Here is a 15,108-nt window from a genome sequence, read left to right as displayed (position 1 = left end):
TCATCCCGACACGATCGTTTCTGCTGGAGTGCTCCGACATGGCAGGTTCATTCATCGAAATCACCGCCCACGATGGCGGCCGTTTTAGCGCGTATATCGCCCGTCCCGCGCAGGGATCGGGTCCTGGTCTTGTATTGCTGCAGGAAATTTTCGGCATCAACAGCTATCTGAAGTCGATGGCTGACCGTTACGCCGAGGAAGGCTACGTCGTGATGGTGCCGGATCTTTTCTGGCGCATGAAACCAGGCGTCGTACTCGGTTATGGCGAGGCCGACGTCAAGGAAGCGATGCAGTATCTGGCGCGTTTCGATATCGATCTTGCCTGCAAGGACATCGCGGCGACTGTCACTGCGTTGCGCGGCCTGCCCGGGCAGGCGGGCAAGGTGGGCACGATCGGCTACTGCCTTGGCGGCAGGCTGGCGCTGCTGGCCGCCACGCGTACAGATGTGGATTGCGCGGTGAGCTATTACGGCGTCGGACTTGAGCAGTATCTCGACGAAGTGGCGGCCATCCGCTGTCCGATGGTGTTCCACTTCCCCGAACTCGACGCAATGTGCCCGCCGGATATACGTGCCCGCGTCAGCGCTGCGTTGAGCAAACAGCCGCATATCGAGCAGTATGTCTATGCCGGCTGCGATCACGCGTTCGCGACACCGGGGCGCGCGCACTACGACAAGCCCGCAACCATGATGGCGTATTCGCGCACGCTCGCGCTGCTGCGCAAGGTGCTTGGGCCGGTGTACGACCTGAACGCGTTGTGGGAACAGCACTGCTACTTCGAGTTCGCCACACGCGACGTCGACGCCGTCATGCCGACGATGGTCGCCGATCCGTACGTCAACCACGTTCCAACGATGACGGGCGGCGTCGGCCATGACAACCTGAAGCGCTTCTATACGAACCACTTCGTCAACTCGAACCCGGACGACACAAAGCTGATCCCGATATCGCGGACCATCGGCGCCGATCGCATCGTCGACGAATTCATCTTTAGCTGCACACATTCGCGCGAGATCGACTGGATACTGCCAGGCGTCGCACCCACAGGCAAATACTTCGAGGTGCCGATGCTGGCCGTCGTATGCTTTCGCGGCGACAAGCTCTATAACGAGCACATCTACTGGGACCAGGCGTCGGTACTCGTGCAGATCGGCCTGCTGAATCCGGCGGGCCTGCCGGTGGCCGGCATCGAAAGCGCGAAGAAACTGCTCGACGAAACCTTGCCTTCGAACGGCCTGATGGGCAGCAACGCTTAAGCGCGGTTCACGTACTACACTTCGAGTCTGATCGAAGCAGATCGACAAGGGTAAGGGTCAGGTCCTTCTCTGTTCACGCGCGGCAAACGTAACAGGAACGTACGCATGACGCATCACATCGAAGGCAACAAACGCTGGCTTGCGCTGCTCGTGCTTTGCATGGGCGTGCTGATGATCGTCCTCGATACGACCATCGTGAACGTCGCGCTGCCCTCGATCGCCGCCGACCTCGGCTTTTCTGAAACCTCGCTGGTGTGGGTCGTCAACGCGTACATGCTGGCGTTCGGCGGCTTCCTGCTGCTGGGCGGTCGCCTCGGCGACCTGTTCGGGCACCGCCGGCTGTTCCTTGCCGGTATTGCGCTGTTTACCGTGGCGTCGCTCGCGTGCGGCGTATCGACCACACAGGTGCTGCTTGTCTGCGCGCGCGCCGTGCAGGGCCTGGGCGGCGCTGTGGTCTCGGCTGTTTCGCTGTCGCTCATCATGAATCTGTTCACCGAAACCGGCGAACGCGCGAAAGCGATGGGCGTGTACGGTTTCGTGTGCGCAGGCGGTGGCAGCATCGGCGTACTGCTCGGCGGCCTGCTTACCAATGTGCTGAGCTGGCACTGGATCTTTCTCGTCAATCTGCCGATCGGCATCGCGGTCTATGGCCTCAGTCTCGCGCTGCTTCCGGCGGGACGCGGCCAGCAGCAAACCGGCCGGCTCGACGTAGCCGGCGCGGCCAGCGTCACCGCTTCGTTGATGCTGGCGGTCTATGCGATCGTCAACGGCAACGAGGCCGGCTGGATGTCCCTGACGGCGTCCGGCCTGCTTGCCCTCGCCATCGCGCTGCTTGCGCTCTTTTTGTGGATCGAATCGCGCGTGCGTCATCCACTGATGCCGCCTGGGCTCTTCACGCTGCGTAACGTCGCGACGGCGAACGTAGTCGGCATGCTGTGGGCAGCCGCGATGTTCGCGTGGTTCTTCATCTCCGCGCTCTATCTGCAGCGGGTGCTCGGTTATCCGCCGATGCAGGTCGGCCTCGCGTTTCTGCCCGCGAACCTGATCATGGCGTTCTTCTCGCTGGGGCTTTCCGCGCGGCTTGTGATGCGATTCGGCCTGCGTCTGCCACTGGCGGCGGGTCTTCTGATCGCGGCCTGCGGACTCGCGCTTTTTGCGCGCGCGCCGGTCGACGGTCACTTCGCGCTCGACGTGCTGCCCGGCATGTTGCTGCTCGGCTTCGGCGCAGGCATCGCGTTCAATCCGCTGCTGCTTGCCGCAATGAGCGACGTGAAGCCGGAGGATTCCGGCCTCGCATCGGGCATCGTCAACACGGCGTTCATGATGGGCGGCGCACTCGGCCTCGCGATTCTCGCGAGCCTTGCCGCTGCGCGCACGGGTGAACTGCTCGCGCGTGGCGCGGCCACGCCGGTCGCGCTGAACGCGGGGTATCACGTGGCGTTCATGTGCGGTGCGATTTTCGCGGCGCTCGCGGGTCTGCTCGGCGCAGCGTTCCTGCGTGCCCGCGCGCCTTCCGCGCATGGCGAAGCACAAAGCGCGCACGATGCGCCGAAACGCTCCAGCAACAAGGCGGCCGCCGGTAACGGCTGAGACGCCGCAATACCGATGCGCAATCGCGATCAAATGCGCCGCATTCGTCACGGCTATGCTGGTTCCGTGCTGATATGAGAGCTGGCATGAACCCCGTCGGAAAAGCGCTCTGGTTTATCGAAAGTCACTACGCAAGCGATATCACGCTCGACGATATCGCGACGTGCGGCTGCGTTTCGCGCTTTCATCTGTCGCGTGCGTTCGAAGCGGCGACGGGCCGCACGGTGATGCGCTATGTGCGCAGCCGCCGTCTTTCCGATGCGGCCCGCGCGCTTGCGGACGGCGCGCCCGATATCCTGGCGGTGGCCGTCGAGGCGGGCTACGGCTCTCATGAGGCATTCACCCGCGCGTTTCGCGACCAGTTCGGCGTCACGCCCGAAGCGGTCCGTGCGCACGGCACCGTGTGCAACATCGAACTCGTGGAGCCCCTCAAAATGGACGAATCCTTTCTCGAAGACCTCGCACCGCCGCGCATCGAAACCGGCAAGCCATTGCTTGTCGCGGGCCTGAGCGGGCGTTACCACTACGAACGCAACGATGGCATTCCCGCGCAGTGGCAGCGGTTCGGCCCGTCCATCGGCAAGATACCCGGGCAGGTTGGACAGGTCGCGTACGGCGTGTGCTTCAACAACGACGACGCCGGCAATTTCGACTATCTGTGCGGCGTCGAAGTCGCGGATTTTTCAGCGTTGCCCGCCGATCTGGCGCGCGTGCGGATTGGCGAACAGCGTTACGCCATATTCGAACACCGTGACCACATCTCGGCGATTCGCCGCACGTGGAACACCATCTGGAACAAGTGGTTGCCGGAGTCGGGACACGAAATCGCCGATGCGCCCGTGTTCGAACGCTATAGCGAACGGTTCAATCCGACGACCGGCATGGGCGGCGTCGAACTCTGGATTCCACTGAAGTCCTGATCCGGTTGATAAAGGACGTGAATCGCCGGCTGGCGCGCCGCTCCGGAATGCTTTGCCGCATACCGCCTACAGCATGCCGGTCTCATGTGCAGCCGGGTTCACGCCTGCGGCCGCGAGCGCTTCGTGCATCGTTGCGAAAATGTTCGACGCGCCGATGGTCTGCGTGATGTCGTGCCGGTCCATATCGGCGCGCAGATAGCGGTTCACCCGTCCGAAAATCACTGCGATCTTGCGCTCGTGCAGGTTCTGGATCAGATCGCTCAGGGTGCGGGCGGCGGAGTAGTCGAGATCGGTAATCGCTCCCGCATCGACAACGAACCAGCGCAACACATCCGGCGCCGAATCAATGAGCTGGGTGACTTCGAGTGTGAAGAAGTGGTCATTGGCGAAGAACAGGTCCGAGCCAAAGCGGTACACGATGAGGCCCGGCGCCGTCATGGTGCCGGGTCGTGCGGGCACGGGCAGCCATCGTCCTGCTGGGGCGGCGGGCTCCAGCACCATCGTATGTGGATGGTAGCTATGCCGCACGTGCCGCATCAGCGACAGTGCCACCGCAAGCAAAATGCCGTGCTCGACGCCCAGCAGCACGACGGCAGCGGCCGTTACGAGAGCCAGTGTGAATTCACCCGGGCTCTCGCGGCGGATCGCTTTCAGACTTTGCACGTTGATGAGCCCGAGTGCGATCGTGAACACGATACCCGCCAGCACACAATGCGGCAGGTATTGCAGCGAGGGACTCAGGAACAGCAGCACCATGACCACCACCGCGGCAAACGAGAGCTGCCCGATCTGGCTGCGCGTGCCCGCGCGTTCGGCCATGGCTGTCTGCGTAGGGCTGCCGTTTACCACGAAAGTACCGCTGAACGCGGCAGCCGCGTTCGCCGCGGCCAGTCCGAGGATGTCGGCGTTGGTGTCGACTTCTTCGTGATACTGCTGGGCGAACACGCGCGCCGCCGCAGCGCTTTGCGCGATGATCATCACGAAGCATGATGCCGCCACCGGCATGAGATCGAGAAACTGTTGCCACGTGACGGCCGGGAAGCGTAGCGGCGGCAGGCCGCCATTGATCGGCCCAAGCACTGAAATGCCGTGAGCGGCGAAGTCGAAGGCCTTGCTCGCGGCGATGCTGCCCACCACGGCAACCAGCGCCATCGGCGCACGCGGCAGAAAACGCCTGAAGCCAAGGATGACCCCCACCACCAGCACCGTGAGCGCAAACGTCGGCAGATTTGCGTGCGCGAGATGCCCGGCGACGTACGTCAGTTGCGCGAGACTTCGCGACGAAGGGATGGGCACCGGCATACCCAGCATGTCGCCGAACATGGCAATCGACACTTGCGCACCCACACCTGCCAGAAAACCGACCAGCACGGTACGCGACAGGAAGTCAGCGAGAAATCCAAGCTTGAAGATGCGGGCAAGCAGTAGAAGCGCCGCGGTCTGGAGCGCGACCATACCCGCCAACGCGACGTATTCAACGCTCCCCGTCGGCGCCATCGTCGAAACCCTGCTGGCGAGGATGGTGGCGGTTGCCGAGTCTGCCGCCACCACGAGATGACGCGACGCGCCGAACAGCGCAAACGCGACAAGCGGCAGGAAAGCGGTGTACAGCCCCGTCACGGTGGGCATGCCGGCAATACGTGCATAACCGAGCACCTGGGGAATATCCACCGACGCGAGTGATATGCCGGCGAGTGCATCGCGCAATGCCGCAGCCCGGTTGACCGGGAGAATGCCTTTTAAGAGGCTCAGGCGTGCCGGCAGGCTTTTATTTGAATCGCCCATGCTCGATTCCATGTCTATGTGAGTTTTGTCCCCGCATCGTGCCCGCAGCGGGCGGGTGATGGCAAGCGCTGAACGCCCTGAGCACTGGAATCGCTTCATGTGTGCCGGATCTGAAATACAGGGATTGAAAGGTCGCCTGCCTGCACTGGACCCGTGCGCTGCGTCACACGATTGGGCAAACGCGCACCGCGTTGCACTTGCCGTCCGCCGTATTCATGTGAACCCGACGATGACCGAAAGAGACGCGCGACTGTCGGGCCGCGTAAGGCTGCAACCGCATCGCGCCTGGAATGTTTGATGCCTGGAAAGACGACCCGTGTGTCGTTTTCCCTGAACCGTTCATCATTCTGGAGCGCGCTGATGACTACCGGACTTGCCACTGGGTTTTCGCATGTTCGTCCGCAGGACACCGCCTGGGAAGATCAGGGCTTGCGCGACTTCTTTCTGTATCGCGATCTCGGCATCGCGAAGGCGACGGGCGGCAAGGTGCTCGCGCAGCTCGTCAAGGCGAACATGGCGCCGGAAGAAGGCACTGGCTGGCACCGGCACGAGGCGGATTTCCATATCGTGATCATGCTGAAGGGCTGGGCGCGCTTCATGTACGGCGACAGGGAAACGCTCGTCGCCGCCGGCGATTGCGTGCATCAGGCACCGGGCATCGTCCATTACCTGTTCGATTACTCCGAAGACATGGAGTACATGGAGATCGTCTCGCCTGCGGATTTCAGGTCGATCGACTCTGAAGGACCATGTGAAGTCCCCGCCGTCACGCCGTGGAAAAGTGAAGTGACGTAACCATATTGCAAGCCCGGGCGCATGGGTTCAAACGCCGCGCGCGGGCGGTGGCCTGAATCCGCGCGAAAGAGAAGCGCCGGATGTCCGGCGCCTGATACGGCCTAACGCGACAAAGCCGGATTGCGCCTTAACGGCACGACGTTCGTGACGACGCTCGCTTCTTCATCCGTCGCGGGTGCGGCGGGCACCGATCCCGGCGGCGGATTCACGGGCGACGAAGCCGCCAGCTGGATCGGTTGCGCGCGCGGGCTCACGACAGCCGCACGCGGCTCGTTGTCCTGAATCATGCTGCGTACGCGCGGATAAATGTGTCGCTCCCAGCGTCGGCCGTTGAAGACGCCGTAGTGCCCAACGCCCGTCTGCACGTGATGCGTTTTCAGATACGGGCGCAGCTTGTCGCACAGATCCTGCGCGGCAAGCGTCTGGCCCACAGCGCAGATATCGTCCTTTTCCCCTTCGACTGTCATCAGCGCCGTGCGGCGTATCGCCGAAGGATCGACCCGCCTTCCGCGCACTTCCAGCGTGTGCAGCGGCAACGCGTGTTTCTGGAACACGGTATCGACGGTTTCCAGATAGAAATCGGCCGTCAGATCCATCGTGGCGAAATACTCTTCGTAGAAAATCTGGATGGCATCGGCTTTCTTCGTATCGCCTTTCGCGCGCTCGAAGTGCATCGTCGCGAACGAATCCATATGCCGCTGAAGATTCATCGACATGAACGCGCCCAGTTGCACGAAACCGGGATAAACGCGGCGGCTCGCGCCCGCGAAGCCAAACGGCACCGCGCTGATCAGGTTCTGCTCGAACCATTCAATCGGTTTGCTTTTGGCAAGCTCGTTCACGCGCGTCGGGTTGATCCGCGTATCGATCGGACCTGCCGTCAACGTCATGCTGGCGGGCTGTGCCGGGTTGTTGTCGACGGCCATCAGCGCGACGGCGGCAAGTGCCGCAACCGTCGGCTGGCACACGGCCAGCAGATGCACGCCCTCGCCGACAGCTTCCGTGAAGTCGATCACTGTCTGCACGAACTCGTCGAAGCCAAAGCGGCCCTGCGAAAGCGGCACATCACGCGGGTTGTGCCAGTCGGTGATGTAGACGTCGTGCTCGGACAGCATCGTGTGGACCGTGCCGCGCAGCAGCGTCGCAAAATGTCCCGACATCGGTGCGATCACCAGCACGCGGGGTTGCGGCAGTGCGGGCGCGTGATCCTTGCGAAAGTGCAGCAGCGAGCAGAACGGCGTCGCGACAGTCACTTCCTCAATTACATTGATCGTTTTGCCATCCACCTCGATACCGTGCATGGCGGACAGAAGCGCGCGTCGGCGAGGAGATACGTATGGCGAATACCACGGGTAACGCGGGTACCACGCTCACCATCAGCAGCAAGAACTATTCGTCGTGGTCGTTGCGCGGCTGGTTGCTTGCGAAGCTGAGCGGGCTGCCGTTCGAAGAAACCGTGATGCCGATCGACGACCCCGGCGCGCGCGCAATCCGATATCGAACGGATCGTCACGATCTGGCGCGAGTGTCTCGGGCAATACGGCGGCCCGTTTCTGTTCGGCGCAAAGCCGACAGCCGCCGACGCGATGTACGCGCCGGTCGTGACACGCTTCGTCACCTACGACGTGAAGCTCGATCCGGACATCGTTGCGTACGGGCAGGCAATACTCGCGCTGCCCGAGATGCAGGAATGGATCGCCGACGCGCAGAAAGAAGTCGAGGAAATCGACGAACTGGACGTCGAGTTCCAGGCAGAGTCAGCGCGCTGGCAGGCGCCTGCGAAGCTGCTTGCGCGACCTCGCGCTTTGTGCACTCGACCATCACCGCATTCATAACGCTTTTCCTACACGGTGATAACCAGATCGGTGTACTTCGACAGATGGCCGTCTGAAGTCACCAACCGTAACGGTTCTGACAGAGCCTGTGCGACGAGAAGCCGGTCGAACGGATCGCGATGAAGGTCAGGCAGATCGCGAACCATCGCCGCGTGAACCGCCCGCACCGGCAATTCCGAAAAGCCGCTCGCTTCAATCTCGGACACCAGCAGGTTCACATCCACGTCGAGCTTTCCAAGCCCTGCTTTGATCGACGCTTCCCAAACACTCGCACTACTGACGAAAACATCGTCGGCATCCAATATTAGTTTTCGGGCAGCTTTGGTCAGCTTGCGGTCGTCCGTAACCGACCAGAGGAAAATGTGCGTGTCAAGAAGCAGACGCATTAGCGGCCCTCGAATGCTGCGATCACATCATCGGGCAGCGGCGCATCGAAGTCTTCCGCGATACGAACCTTGCCTTTCAAGCCACCAAACCGGCGTGTCACCCTGGCACGCTCCATCGGCACAAGTCGCGCGGCTGGTTTGCCTGCCTTTGCAATCACAATTTCTTCGCCGCCGGCTGCGGCGTCGACCAGACGCGAAAACTGTGTTTTCGCTTCGTGAATATTGACGGTCTGCATAACTGCTCCTAATGGACTAAGTCCATATTAGTCCACTTCGATCCACCGGTCAACGATTTCGGGTGTATATCGATGAATTCAAAAGAGCCAGCCGGCGCCTACGAAGCTGCTTGCGCGACCTCGCGCATCAGCGTGGCCACCAGTTCGGCGGCTGGCAGCGCGCGTGAGAGCCGCACCGCCTGACCCGCCCATTGCGGCGCGTAGTCGTAATTGCCCTGCGCTTTGGCCGCGGCATGCAGCGCCTTGCCGGCGTCATAGGCAATCGGATAATCGGGAAACGGCGGACGGTCCGGCGCGCGCCCCAGTTCCGCAAGACGATTGTCGACACCGCGCGCGGGTCGGCCCGAAATCGACGTGATCAACGTGGTTCGCACCGCGGGATTCGCGATGGCCGCGCGATAGGCCGCATCGGCAGCGGATTCCGGCGCTGCGACAAAGGCCGTGCCGAGTTGCGCCGCCTGCGCGCCGAGCGCGAGTACGGCCGCGATGCCCGCGCCGTCCATGATGCCGCCCGATGCAATCACGGGCAGACGCGTATGCCTGACGAGCACGCGCACCAGCGCGAGCGTGCCGAGCGCTTCGTCGGGCTGTCGCGGGTCGAACACGCCGCGATGGCCGCCGGCCTCGATCCCTTGCGCGACGATCGCATCGATGCCGGCGCGTTCGATCTGCATCGCTTCGTCGAGGCTCGTCGCGCTCGCCAGCAACACGATGCCCGCGTCGTGCAGGCCTTTCACGATGTGCGGCTTCGGCAGACCAAAGTGGAAACTCACCACGGCCGGCCGCTCTTCGACGAGCATCGCCAGCATCGCGTCGTCGTCGGCCGAACTCTTGTAGATCTCACGCAACGCAGCGGGCGGCTCAGCGCCGAAGCGGGCGAATTCCGGCGCCAGATACGCGAGCCAGCGCGCCTCGCGGGCTGAGTCGGCGGTTGCGGGGGCATGCACGAACAGATTGACGTTGAACGGCTTGCTGGTCAGCGCGCGCGTTTCGCGAATCATCGCGCGCGCACCTTCAACCGTTGTCGCGCCCATGCCCAGCGAGCCGAGCCCGCCTGCGTTCGACACCGCCGCGGCCAGTGCCGGCGTGCTGGTGCCCGCCATCGGCGCCTGGATCACCGGCAGGCTGATACCGAGTTGCGCCAGCAGCGGTGTGGATGTGTTCGACGGATTCATGATCGGCTCCTTTGACTGGCTTGTATTATCGCTGCGTCAGCGCGCGGCCGCTTTCTGCCGGGTCGGGCGGGATAAGCGCCGACAAGGCGAAGCCAATCAAGCGTCCTGAACGATCGTCCCCTGATGGAAGACGATCTTCCAGTCTGACCCGGTGCGCTGCCAGATCGTCGAGCGGCGCGTTTCCCGCGCGCCCTGGCGCAGCGAATAGGTCAGCAGATAGATGTCGCCGGCAAGACGCTGGCAGTGGAAGTCGCAGCTTTCCCAGTCGTCGTCGAGCGGGGGTGACGCGTAGCGGCGTTCCAGTTCGTCGAGCACGAACGCACGGCTGTAGCGCCGGCCGGACGCGCCGGTTTCCCAGAAACAGCCGGCCAGCATCCGGTCGAAATCCGCCCGGGTCGTTCCCCACTCCGGACGATGGAAGATCGGTTCACGGCTCGCCAGTTCGTCACGGATCGCGACGAGGTCCGGGTCGGTGGTGCGGGCGGGTTCGCAGGCAGCGCGCGTCATGGCAGAAACTCCGGCAGCGGTCTTTCAGAGTATGCACGGTACAGCGGATGCGCGCAGCGGGCGGTGACCGGTGCGGTTGCGGGCGGCGGTTCAGTTGCGCCCGCGCATGTGCGCCGCGCGTTCGAGCAGCAGTTCGCGCTCGCGCGCGTTGCGCGTCATCGCGGCGGCGCGTTCGAACTCGGCACGCGCCTCATCCTCGCGGCCCAGCTTCGCAAGCAGATCGCCGCGCACGCTGGGCAGCCAGTGATAGTTCGCGAGCGCGCCCTCTTCGGCTAGCGCATCGACGAGCGGCAGCGCCTCCTGCGGGCCGAACGCCATGCCGACCGCGACCGCGCGGTTCAGCTCGACCACGGGCGTCGGCGCGACCTCCGCGAGCATGTCGTACAGCGCGACGATCTGCGTCCAGTCGGTTTCGGCCGCCGTCCGGGCGCGCGCGTGACACGCGGCGAGCGCGGCCTGCAACGTGTAAGGCCCGCGCGCGCCGCCAAGCGAGAGCGCCCGGTCGAGCGCCGCCAGCCCGCGACGGATCAGCAGCGGGTCCCAGCGGCTCCGGTCCTGATCGGGCAGCAGCACGGGACGGCCCGCCGCATCCGTACGCGCATGCGTGCGCGACGCCTGGATCTCCATCAGCGCGACGAGGCCGTGCACTTCGCTCTCGTCGGGTGTCAGGCCTTCGAGCACGCGGCCAAGCCGCAGCGCTTCGTCGATAAGCGCCGGGCGCGTCCAGTGATCGCCGGCCGTCGCCGAATAGCCCTCGTTGAAAATCAGGTAGATCACTTCGAGCACCGAGCCGAGCCGCGCGGCGCGCGCGTCGGCCTGCGGCACTTCGAACGGCACATGCGCCGCCGCGAGCGTGCGCTTCGCGCGCACGATCCGCTGCGCGATCGTCGGCTCGGGCACGAGGAAGCCGCGTGCGATTTCATCGGTCGTCAGGCCGCCGAGCAGGCGCAGCGTCAGCGCCACGCGCGCTTCAGTCGACAGCACCGGATGGCACGCCGTGAAGACGAGCCGCAGCAGGTCGTCGCCGATGTCGTCCTCGCGCGCGGCATCGAGCCCGTCGACGAAATCCGGCACGATGTGCGTCTCGAGCGCGTCCATCTCGCGCCCGAGTTCCTCGTGCTTGCGTGCGTGCAGCGCCTGCTGGCGCAGCCAGTCGAGCGCGCGGTTTTTCGCAGTCGCCATCAGCCAGGCTCCCGGGTTCGCCGGCACGCCCGCCTCGGGCCAGTGTTCGAGCGCGGCGATGAGCGCGTCCTGCGCGAGCTCTTCGGCGCGGCCCACATCGCGCACCATGCGCGCGACGTAAGCGATGACCTTGGCGGATTCGATCCGCCAGACTGCCTCGATGGCCCGATGCGTGTCAGCCGGCGTCACGACCGGCCTCAGGATGCGCCTGCCGCGTTCGGGTCCATGTGCACCAGCTCCCAGATGTGGCCGTCGAGGTCCTCGAAGCCGTGGCCGTACATGAAACCGTGGTCTGTCGGCGCACGCGGCGCGGTGCCGCCCGCCGACACGGCCTTCGCGACGAGCGCGTCGACTTCCGCGCGGCTTTCGCACGAAAGGCACAGCAGGCATTCGGTCGTCGCTTTCGCGTCGGCGACCGGCTTGCCCGTGAAGCCCTTGAAGAACGGTTTGACGAGCAGCATCGCGTAGATGTTTTCGCCGATTTCGAGGCAGGCCCCCGAATCGTTCGTGAACTGCGGATTGAAGCTCAAGCCCAGCGCCCTGAAAAACGCGATCGACTTCGGCAGGTCGTCGACGGGCAGGTTCACATAGATCTGTTTGTGCATGATCGATCCCTTCGGATGGCGTGTTCTGGATACGCCGCTACTGGCTTGCGGCCTGCGGTTTGTGCGTGCGCGCGAGCACGCCGCCCGGTTCGAAGTCTTCCGGCTCGTAAAGCTCGCGTACCTCGATCTCGCCGTCGGTGTTTTCGCCGAACGGTGCGGGGAAACGACGCGCCCATTCCACCGCTTCCTCGCGCGAACGCACCTGGATGAGCGTGTAGCCGGCGATCAGTTCTTTCGTCTCCGCGAACGGTCCGTCGATCACGGTGCGCCGGCCGCCCGCGTAGCTGATGCGCCAGCCCTTCGACGTCGGCCGCAGACCGTTCGCGTCGAGCAGGACGCCTGCCTTCGCGAGTTCTTCGTGATAGGTCTCCATGGCGTTCATCACGCTGTCGTCATCGGGCATGACGCCGGCTTCCGATACCGCGGTTGCCTTCACTATGATCATGAATCGCATCGCCGTTTCTCCTGGTTGGTCTGACGGGAAAGCCGTCGTTTTTCCGGCTTCTGCATGTACGACGAACCACGTGGGGCAGGATCGACACAGAACGGTTCGCGCCAGGGAATTCCCCTGGTGGGGAGCAGCGTGGATGAACGTGACCAGGCGTGGCGCGTGAAGGCTCAGTCCCAGCAGGGGCCGACCTTGCGGACTTCGATGGTGCACCAGGACGCCGCCGGGCATTCTTCGGCGATCGCGACAGCTTCCTGCAGCGTCTCGCAGTCGACGATGAAAAAGCCGCCGATCATTTCCTTTGCCTCGGCGAACGGACCGTCGATGACCTTGCTCCGGCCGTTACGCACCTGAACGCGCGCGCCTTTCGCCGGTGAATTGAGCGATTCGACGCCGCGCAGGACGCCGCGCGATTTGAGGTTTTCAGCGAAACGCAGCATCTGGTCGTAGACGTCGTGACCCTGTTCGAGCGTGCGCTCGCCGCGCTGTTCGACGGGCTCGACGATGAGCAGCATGTAAGACATGGCGCCTCCGCGGATTCGTGCGACGCGGTATGCGTCGACGTGTCCGGCAACGCGTTGCGCGGACGATGTGCGAAGGCAGTCTAGCAAGCGAAGGGGATGCGCGCAAAAGTGTCGGGCACGATTTCAGTGCTGCGCCGCGGATGCCCGCTCTTGAGAAATGAGTGAAGGGAGTGCCCCGCTAACGTGGCGGCCCGATGGCCGCGCCCTGAACGGACGATCACGCTGGCGGGGTTCAAACATACGGCTTATCGCTTACTGCGACGTCAACCCGCCGTCGACGCTCAGCACCTGGCCGGTAATGAACGACGCGCGGTCCGACAGCAGGAAGAGCGCAGCCTGTGCCACTTCCTCCGGTTCCGCGACGCGGCCGAGTGGATGCATCGCCGTGTATGGATGTTCGCTCTCGCCGTTCGCGTTTTTCACGAACGATCCTGCGGTCATCGGCGTACGTGTGATGGCCGGGCTCACGACGTTCACGCGCACGCCCTTCGAAGCCACTTCGATGGCAGCCGAGCGCGCAAGCGAAGTCAATCCGCCCTTGCTCGCGCTGTAGATCGCGGCGCCCGGAACGAACACTTCTGCCAGCACCGACGACGTGAACACGATCGAGCCACTACCTTGACGCGCCATGATCGGCAACTGCGTCTTCAGGACGTGAAAGCCGCCCTTCAGGTTGATATCGATGACGCGGTCCCACGTAGCTTCGTCCTGCTCCGCGAGCGGGCCGAAGCCCGGGCTGATGCCGAAGTTGTTGAACGCGCAGTCGATGCGGCCGTGGCGGCGCATCACTTCTTCGGTCATTGCCGCGACGCTCGCGCCGTCGGCCACGTCCGCCGCGATGAACGACGCGCGGCCGCCCTTCTCGCGGATCTGCGCGACGATTGCGTCGCCTTCCGCCTGACGGCGCCCGACCACGACGACTTCCGCGCCTTCCGCCGCAAAGAGCGCCGCCGCCGCCGCGCCGATACCCGATGTGCCGCCGACAACCAGCGCGATCTTGCCCTGAAGCATGTCCATTTGATAACTCCGATAAATGATGGTTGAAATCTATTTATAGATTACCATCATCATGTAAAATGATGTCAAGCGATTTTTTGAGGAGCGACGAAAATGCCTCGCGTATCGAGAGAACAGGCGGACAGGAACCGCGAGCGGATCGAGGCCGTGTCGGCGCAGCTATTCCGGGAGCGCGGGCTGAACGGCGTCAGCGTGGCGGATCTGATGGCGGCGGCCGGGCTGACGCACGGTGGGTTCTACGGGCACTTCGAGTCGAAGGAGGAACTCGCATCGATTGCCTGCCGGCGCGCGATCGGCGACACGCGGCGGATCTGGGCGAACTACATCGCGGCGAGCAATGGCGACCGTCTTGCGGCGCGCACCGCGATCGTCACGCAGTATCTGGGCACCGGGCATCGCGACAATCCGGGGCTCGGCTGCGCGACGGCGGCGCTCGCGGGCGACGTCGCGCGGGAGGCGCCGGATGGGCCCGTGCGCGGCGGTTTCGTCGCGGGATTGAAGGAGATGGTCGCGATGTGGGCAACCCAGCTCACCACGCGCGACGCGGAGAAAAAACGTCGCCAGGCGCTTGCGCAGGTGTCGACGCTGATCGGCGCGCTGATCCTCGCGCGGGCCACGCAGGGCGATCCGCTCTCGGAGGAAATTCTCGACGCGGCGATTGAGGTGCTGGTGGACGCCTGAACTGGCGGCCGCGTTGCGGTTGAAGATGCGCCGGGCGGTGTCGGTATCAGCGTCTGCGTCGATTCGCCCGGCGGTGCATGCGTGAGAAAGGCCGGGGGGGGCAAACCCCCCCGCCGTTTGGGAAACCCGCGCGGGGGCGGTTAGCCCCCCCCCCCCCCCCCGAGCG

General features: G+C 64.1%; 16 protein-coding genes and 1 pseudogene. 6 read left to right on the top strand and 11 right to left on the bottom strand.

The window, feature by feature from the left end; genetic code table 11:
* Nucleotides 1–38 precede the first annotated feature (38 nt).
* From LPA34_RS25160 to LPA34_RS25150, 3 genes are all read left to right on the top strand, one after another.
* The gene (locus LPA34_RS25160; RefSeq protein WP_228983593.1) at nt 39–1,256 is read left to right on the top strand and encodes a dienelactone hydrolase family protein; all 1,218 of its coding nucleotides are present in this window, start codon (nt 39–41) and stop codon (nt 1,254–1,256) included.
* Nucleotides 1,257–1,361: 105 nt separating this feature from the next.
* On the top strand, nt 1,362–2,846 hold the full coding sequence (locus LPA34_RS25155) for an MFS transporter (protein ID WP_228983592.1): 1,485 nt from the start codon (nt 1,362–1,364) through the stop codon (nt 2,844–2,846).
* 86 nt (nt 2,847–2,932) lie between these two features.
* Nucleotides 2,933–3,766 (top strand): AraC family transcriptional regulator, encoded by an 834-nt coding sequence (locus LPA34_RS25150; protein ID WP_228983589.1) that lies wholly within the window; start codon nt 2,933–2,935, stop codon nt 3,764–3,766.
* 66 nt (nt 3,767–3,832) lie between these two features.
* Here the strand turns inward: LPA34_RS25150 and LPA34_RS25145 are convergent, their stop codons facing one another.
* Nucleotides 3,833–5,551, bottom strand: a complete 1,719-nt coding sequence (locus LPA34_RS25145; RefSeq protein WP_228983587.1) for a SulP family inorganic anion transporter — start codon at nt 5,549–5,551, stop codon at nt 3,833–3,835.
* A gap of 360 nt (nt 5,552–5,911) precedes the next feature.
* Between LPA34_RS25145 and LPA34_RS25140 the strand changes: the two genes are divergently transcribed.
* On the top strand, nt 5,912–6,346 hold the full coding sequence (locus LPA34_RS25140) for a cupin domain-containing protein (protein WP_228983584.1): 435 nt from the start codon (nt 5,912–5,914) through the stop codon (nt 6,344–6,346).
* A 101-nt stretch (nt 6,347–6,447) separates the two neighbouring features.
* Here the strand turns inward: LPA34_RS25140 and LPA34_RS25135 are convergent, their stop codons facing one another.
* Complete coding sequence (locus LPA34_RS25135; protein WP_228983582.1) at nt 6,448–7,647, bottom strand: polyhydroxyalkanoate depolymerase; 1,200 nt, start codon at nt 7,645–7,647, stop codon at nt 6,448–6,450.
* Nucleotides 7,648–7,682: 35 nt separating this feature from the next.
* Here LPA34_RS25135 and LPA34_RS25130 point away from each other — a divergent pair.
* Nucleotides 7,683–8,094: pseudogene (locus tag LPA34_RS25130) on the top strand (glutathione S-transferase C-terminal domain-containing protein); the annotation flags it as partial.
* Nucleotides 8,095–8,189: 95 nt separating this feature from the next.
* Here the strand turns inward: LPA34_RS25130 and LPA34_RS25125 are convergent.
* The 9 genes from LPA34_RS25125 to LPA34_RS25085 all read right to left on the bottom strand — a co-directional run bounded on the left by LPA34_RS25125 (nt 8,190) and on the right by LPA34_RS25085 (nt 14,261).
* Nucleotides 8,190–8,567, bottom strand: coding sequence for a type II toxin-antitoxin system VapC family toxin (locus LPA34_RS25125; RefSeq protein ID WP_228983580.1), 378 nt, complete (start codon nt 8,565–8,567; stop codon nt 8,190–8,192).
* Nucleotides 8,567–8,803, bottom strand: coding sequence for a type II toxin-antitoxin system Phd/YefM family antitoxin (locus LPA34_RS25120; RefSeq protein WP_228983577.1), 237 nt, complete (start codon nt 8,801–8,803; stop codon nt 8,567–8,569). Before LPA34_RS25120 ends, LPA34_RS25125 begins: the two co-directional genes overlap by 1 nt.
* A gap of 98 nt (nt 8,804–8,901) precedes the next feature.
* Nucleotides 8,902–9,978 carry an NAD(P)H-dependent flavin oxidoreductase gene (locus LPA34_RS25115; RefSeq protein ID WP_228983575.1) on the bottom strand — a complete coding sequence of 359 codons (1,077 nt, stop codon included), beginning with the start codon at nt 9,976–9,978 and terminating at the stop codon, nt 8,902–8,904.
* Nucleotides 9,979–10,074: 96 nt separating this feature from the next.
* Nucleotides 10,075–10,485 carry a nuclear transport factor 2 family protein gene (locus LPA34_RS25110; RefSeq protein ID WP_228983573.1) on the bottom strand — a complete coding sequence of 137 codons (411 nt, stop codon included), beginning with the start codon at nt 10,483–10,485 and terminating at the stop codon, nt 10,075–10,077.
* Between the two features lie 90 nt (nt 10,486–10,575).
* Entirely contained in the window at nt 10,576–11,856 is a 1,281-nt protein-coding gene (locus tag LPA34_RS25105) for an RNA polymerase sigma factor (protein ID WP_228983571.1), read from the bottom strand.
* An 8-nt stretch (nt 11,857–11,864) separates the two neighbouring features.
* Complete coding sequence (locus LPA34_RS25100; RefSeq protein ID WP_228983563.1) at nt 11,865–12,272, bottom strand: VOC family protein; 408 nt, start codon at nt 12,270–12,272, stop codon at nt 11,865–11,867.
* 37 nt (nt 12,273–12,309) lie between these two features.
* The gene (locus tag LPA34_RS25095; RefSeq protein ID WP_228983560.1) at nt 12,310–12,726 is read right to left on the bottom strand and encodes a YciI family protein; all 417 of its coding nucleotides are present in this window, start codon (nt 12,724–12,726) and stop codon (nt 12,310–12,312) included.
* Nucleotides 12,727–12,890: 164 nt separating this feature from the next.
* Nucleotides 12,891–13,244, bottom strand: a complete 354-nt coding sequence (locus LPA34_RS25090; RefSeq protein WP_228983558.1) for a YciI family protein — start codon at nt 13,242–13,244, stop codon at nt 12,891–12,893.
* Nucleotides 13,245–13,496: 252 nt separating this feature from the next.
* Nucleotides 13,497–14,261 (bottom strand): SDR family NAD(P)-dependent oxidoreductase, encoded by a 765-nt coding sequence (locus tag LPA34_RS25085; RefSeq protein ID WP_228983555.1) that lies wholly within the window; start codon nt 14,259–14,261, stop codon nt 13,497–13,499.
* Between the two features lie 93 nt (nt 14,262–14,354).
* Between LPA34_RS25085 and LPA34_RS25080 the strand changes: the two genes are divergently transcribed.
* Nucleotides 14,355–14,942, top strand: a complete 588-nt coding sequence (locus LPA34_RS25080; protein WP_228983554.1) for a TetR/AcrR family transcriptional regulator — start codon at nt 14,355–14,357, stop codon at nt 14,940–14,942.
* Nucleotides 14,943–15,108 lie beyond the last annotated feature (166 nt).

Origin of the sequence: Paraburkholderia gardini, assembly GCF_907164575.1 — a bacterium.
GTDB lineage: Bacteria > Pseudomonadota > Gammaproteobacteria > Burkholderiales > Burkholderiaceae > Paraburkholderia > Paraburkholderia gardini.
Note: the sequence above shows the minus strand (reverse complement) of the source record. Positions and strands in the feature narration are given on the sequence as shown.

Excerpts from the sequence above, each read along its gene's own strand:
- LPA34_RS25160 (WP_228983593.1), top strand. The coding sequence starts at position 39 with ATGGCAGGTTCATTCATCGAAATCACCGCCCACGATGGCGGCCGTTTT.
- LPA34_RS25085 (WP_228983555.1), bottom strand. The coding sequence starts at position 14,261 with ATGGACATGCTTCAGGGCAAGATCGCGCTGGTTGTCGGCGGCACATCG.
- LPA34_RS25125 (WP_228983580.1), bottom strand. The coding sequence starts at position 8,567 with ATGCGTCTGCTTCTTGACACGCACATTTTCCTCTGGTCGGTTACGGAC.
- LPA34_RS25100 (WP_228983563.1), bottom strand. The coding sequence starts at position 12,272 with ATGCACAAACAGATCTATGTGAACCTGCCCGTCGACGACCTGCCGAAG.
- LPA34_RS25155 (WP_228983592.1), top strand. The coding sequence starts at position 1,362 with ATGACGCATCACATCGAAGGCAACAAACGCTGGCTTGCGCTGCTCGTG.
- LPA34_RS25095 (WP_228983560.1), bottom strand. The coding sequence starts at position 12,726 with ATGCGATTCATGATCATAGTGAAGGCAACCGCGGTATCGGAAGCCGGC.
- LPA34_RS25140 (WP_228983584.1), top strand. The coding sequence starts at position 5,912 with ATGACTACCGGACTTGCCACTGGGTTTTCGCATGTTCGTCCGCAGGAC.
- LPA34_RS25080 (WP_228983554.1), top strand. The coding sequence starts at position 14,355 with ATGCCTCGCGTATCGAGAGAACAGGCGGACAGGAACCGCGAGCGGATC.
- LPA34_RS25135 (WP_228983582.1), bottom strand. The coding sequence starts at position 7,647 with ATGCACGGTATCGAGGTGGATGGCAAAACGATCAATGTAATTGAGGAA.
- LPA34_RS25090 (WP_228983558.1), bottom strand. The coding sequence starts at position 13,244 with ATGTCTTACATGCTGCTCATCGTCGAGCCCGTCGAACAGCGCGGCGAG.
- LPA34_RS25150 (WP_228983589.1), top strand. The coding sequence starts at position 2,933 with ATGAACCCCGTCGGAAAAGCGCTCTGGTTTATCGAAAGTCACTACGCA.
- LPA34_RS25115 (WP_228983575.1), bottom strand. The coding sequence starts at position 9,978 with ATGAATCCGTCGAACACATCCACACCGCTGCTGGCGCAACTCGGTATC.
- LPA34_RS25120 (WP_228983577.1), bottom strand. The coding sequence starts at position 8,803 with ATGCAGACCGTCAATATTCACGAAGCGAAAACACAGTTTTCGCGTCTG.
- LPA34_RS25145 (WP_228983587.1), bottom strand. The coding sequence starts at position 5,551 with ATGGGCGATTCAAATAAAAGCCTGCCGGCACGCCTGAGCCTCTTAAAA.
- LPA34_RS25110 (WP_228983573.1), bottom strand. The coding sequence starts at position 10,485 with ATGACGCGCGCTGCCTGCGAACCCGCCCGCACCACCGACCCGGACCTC.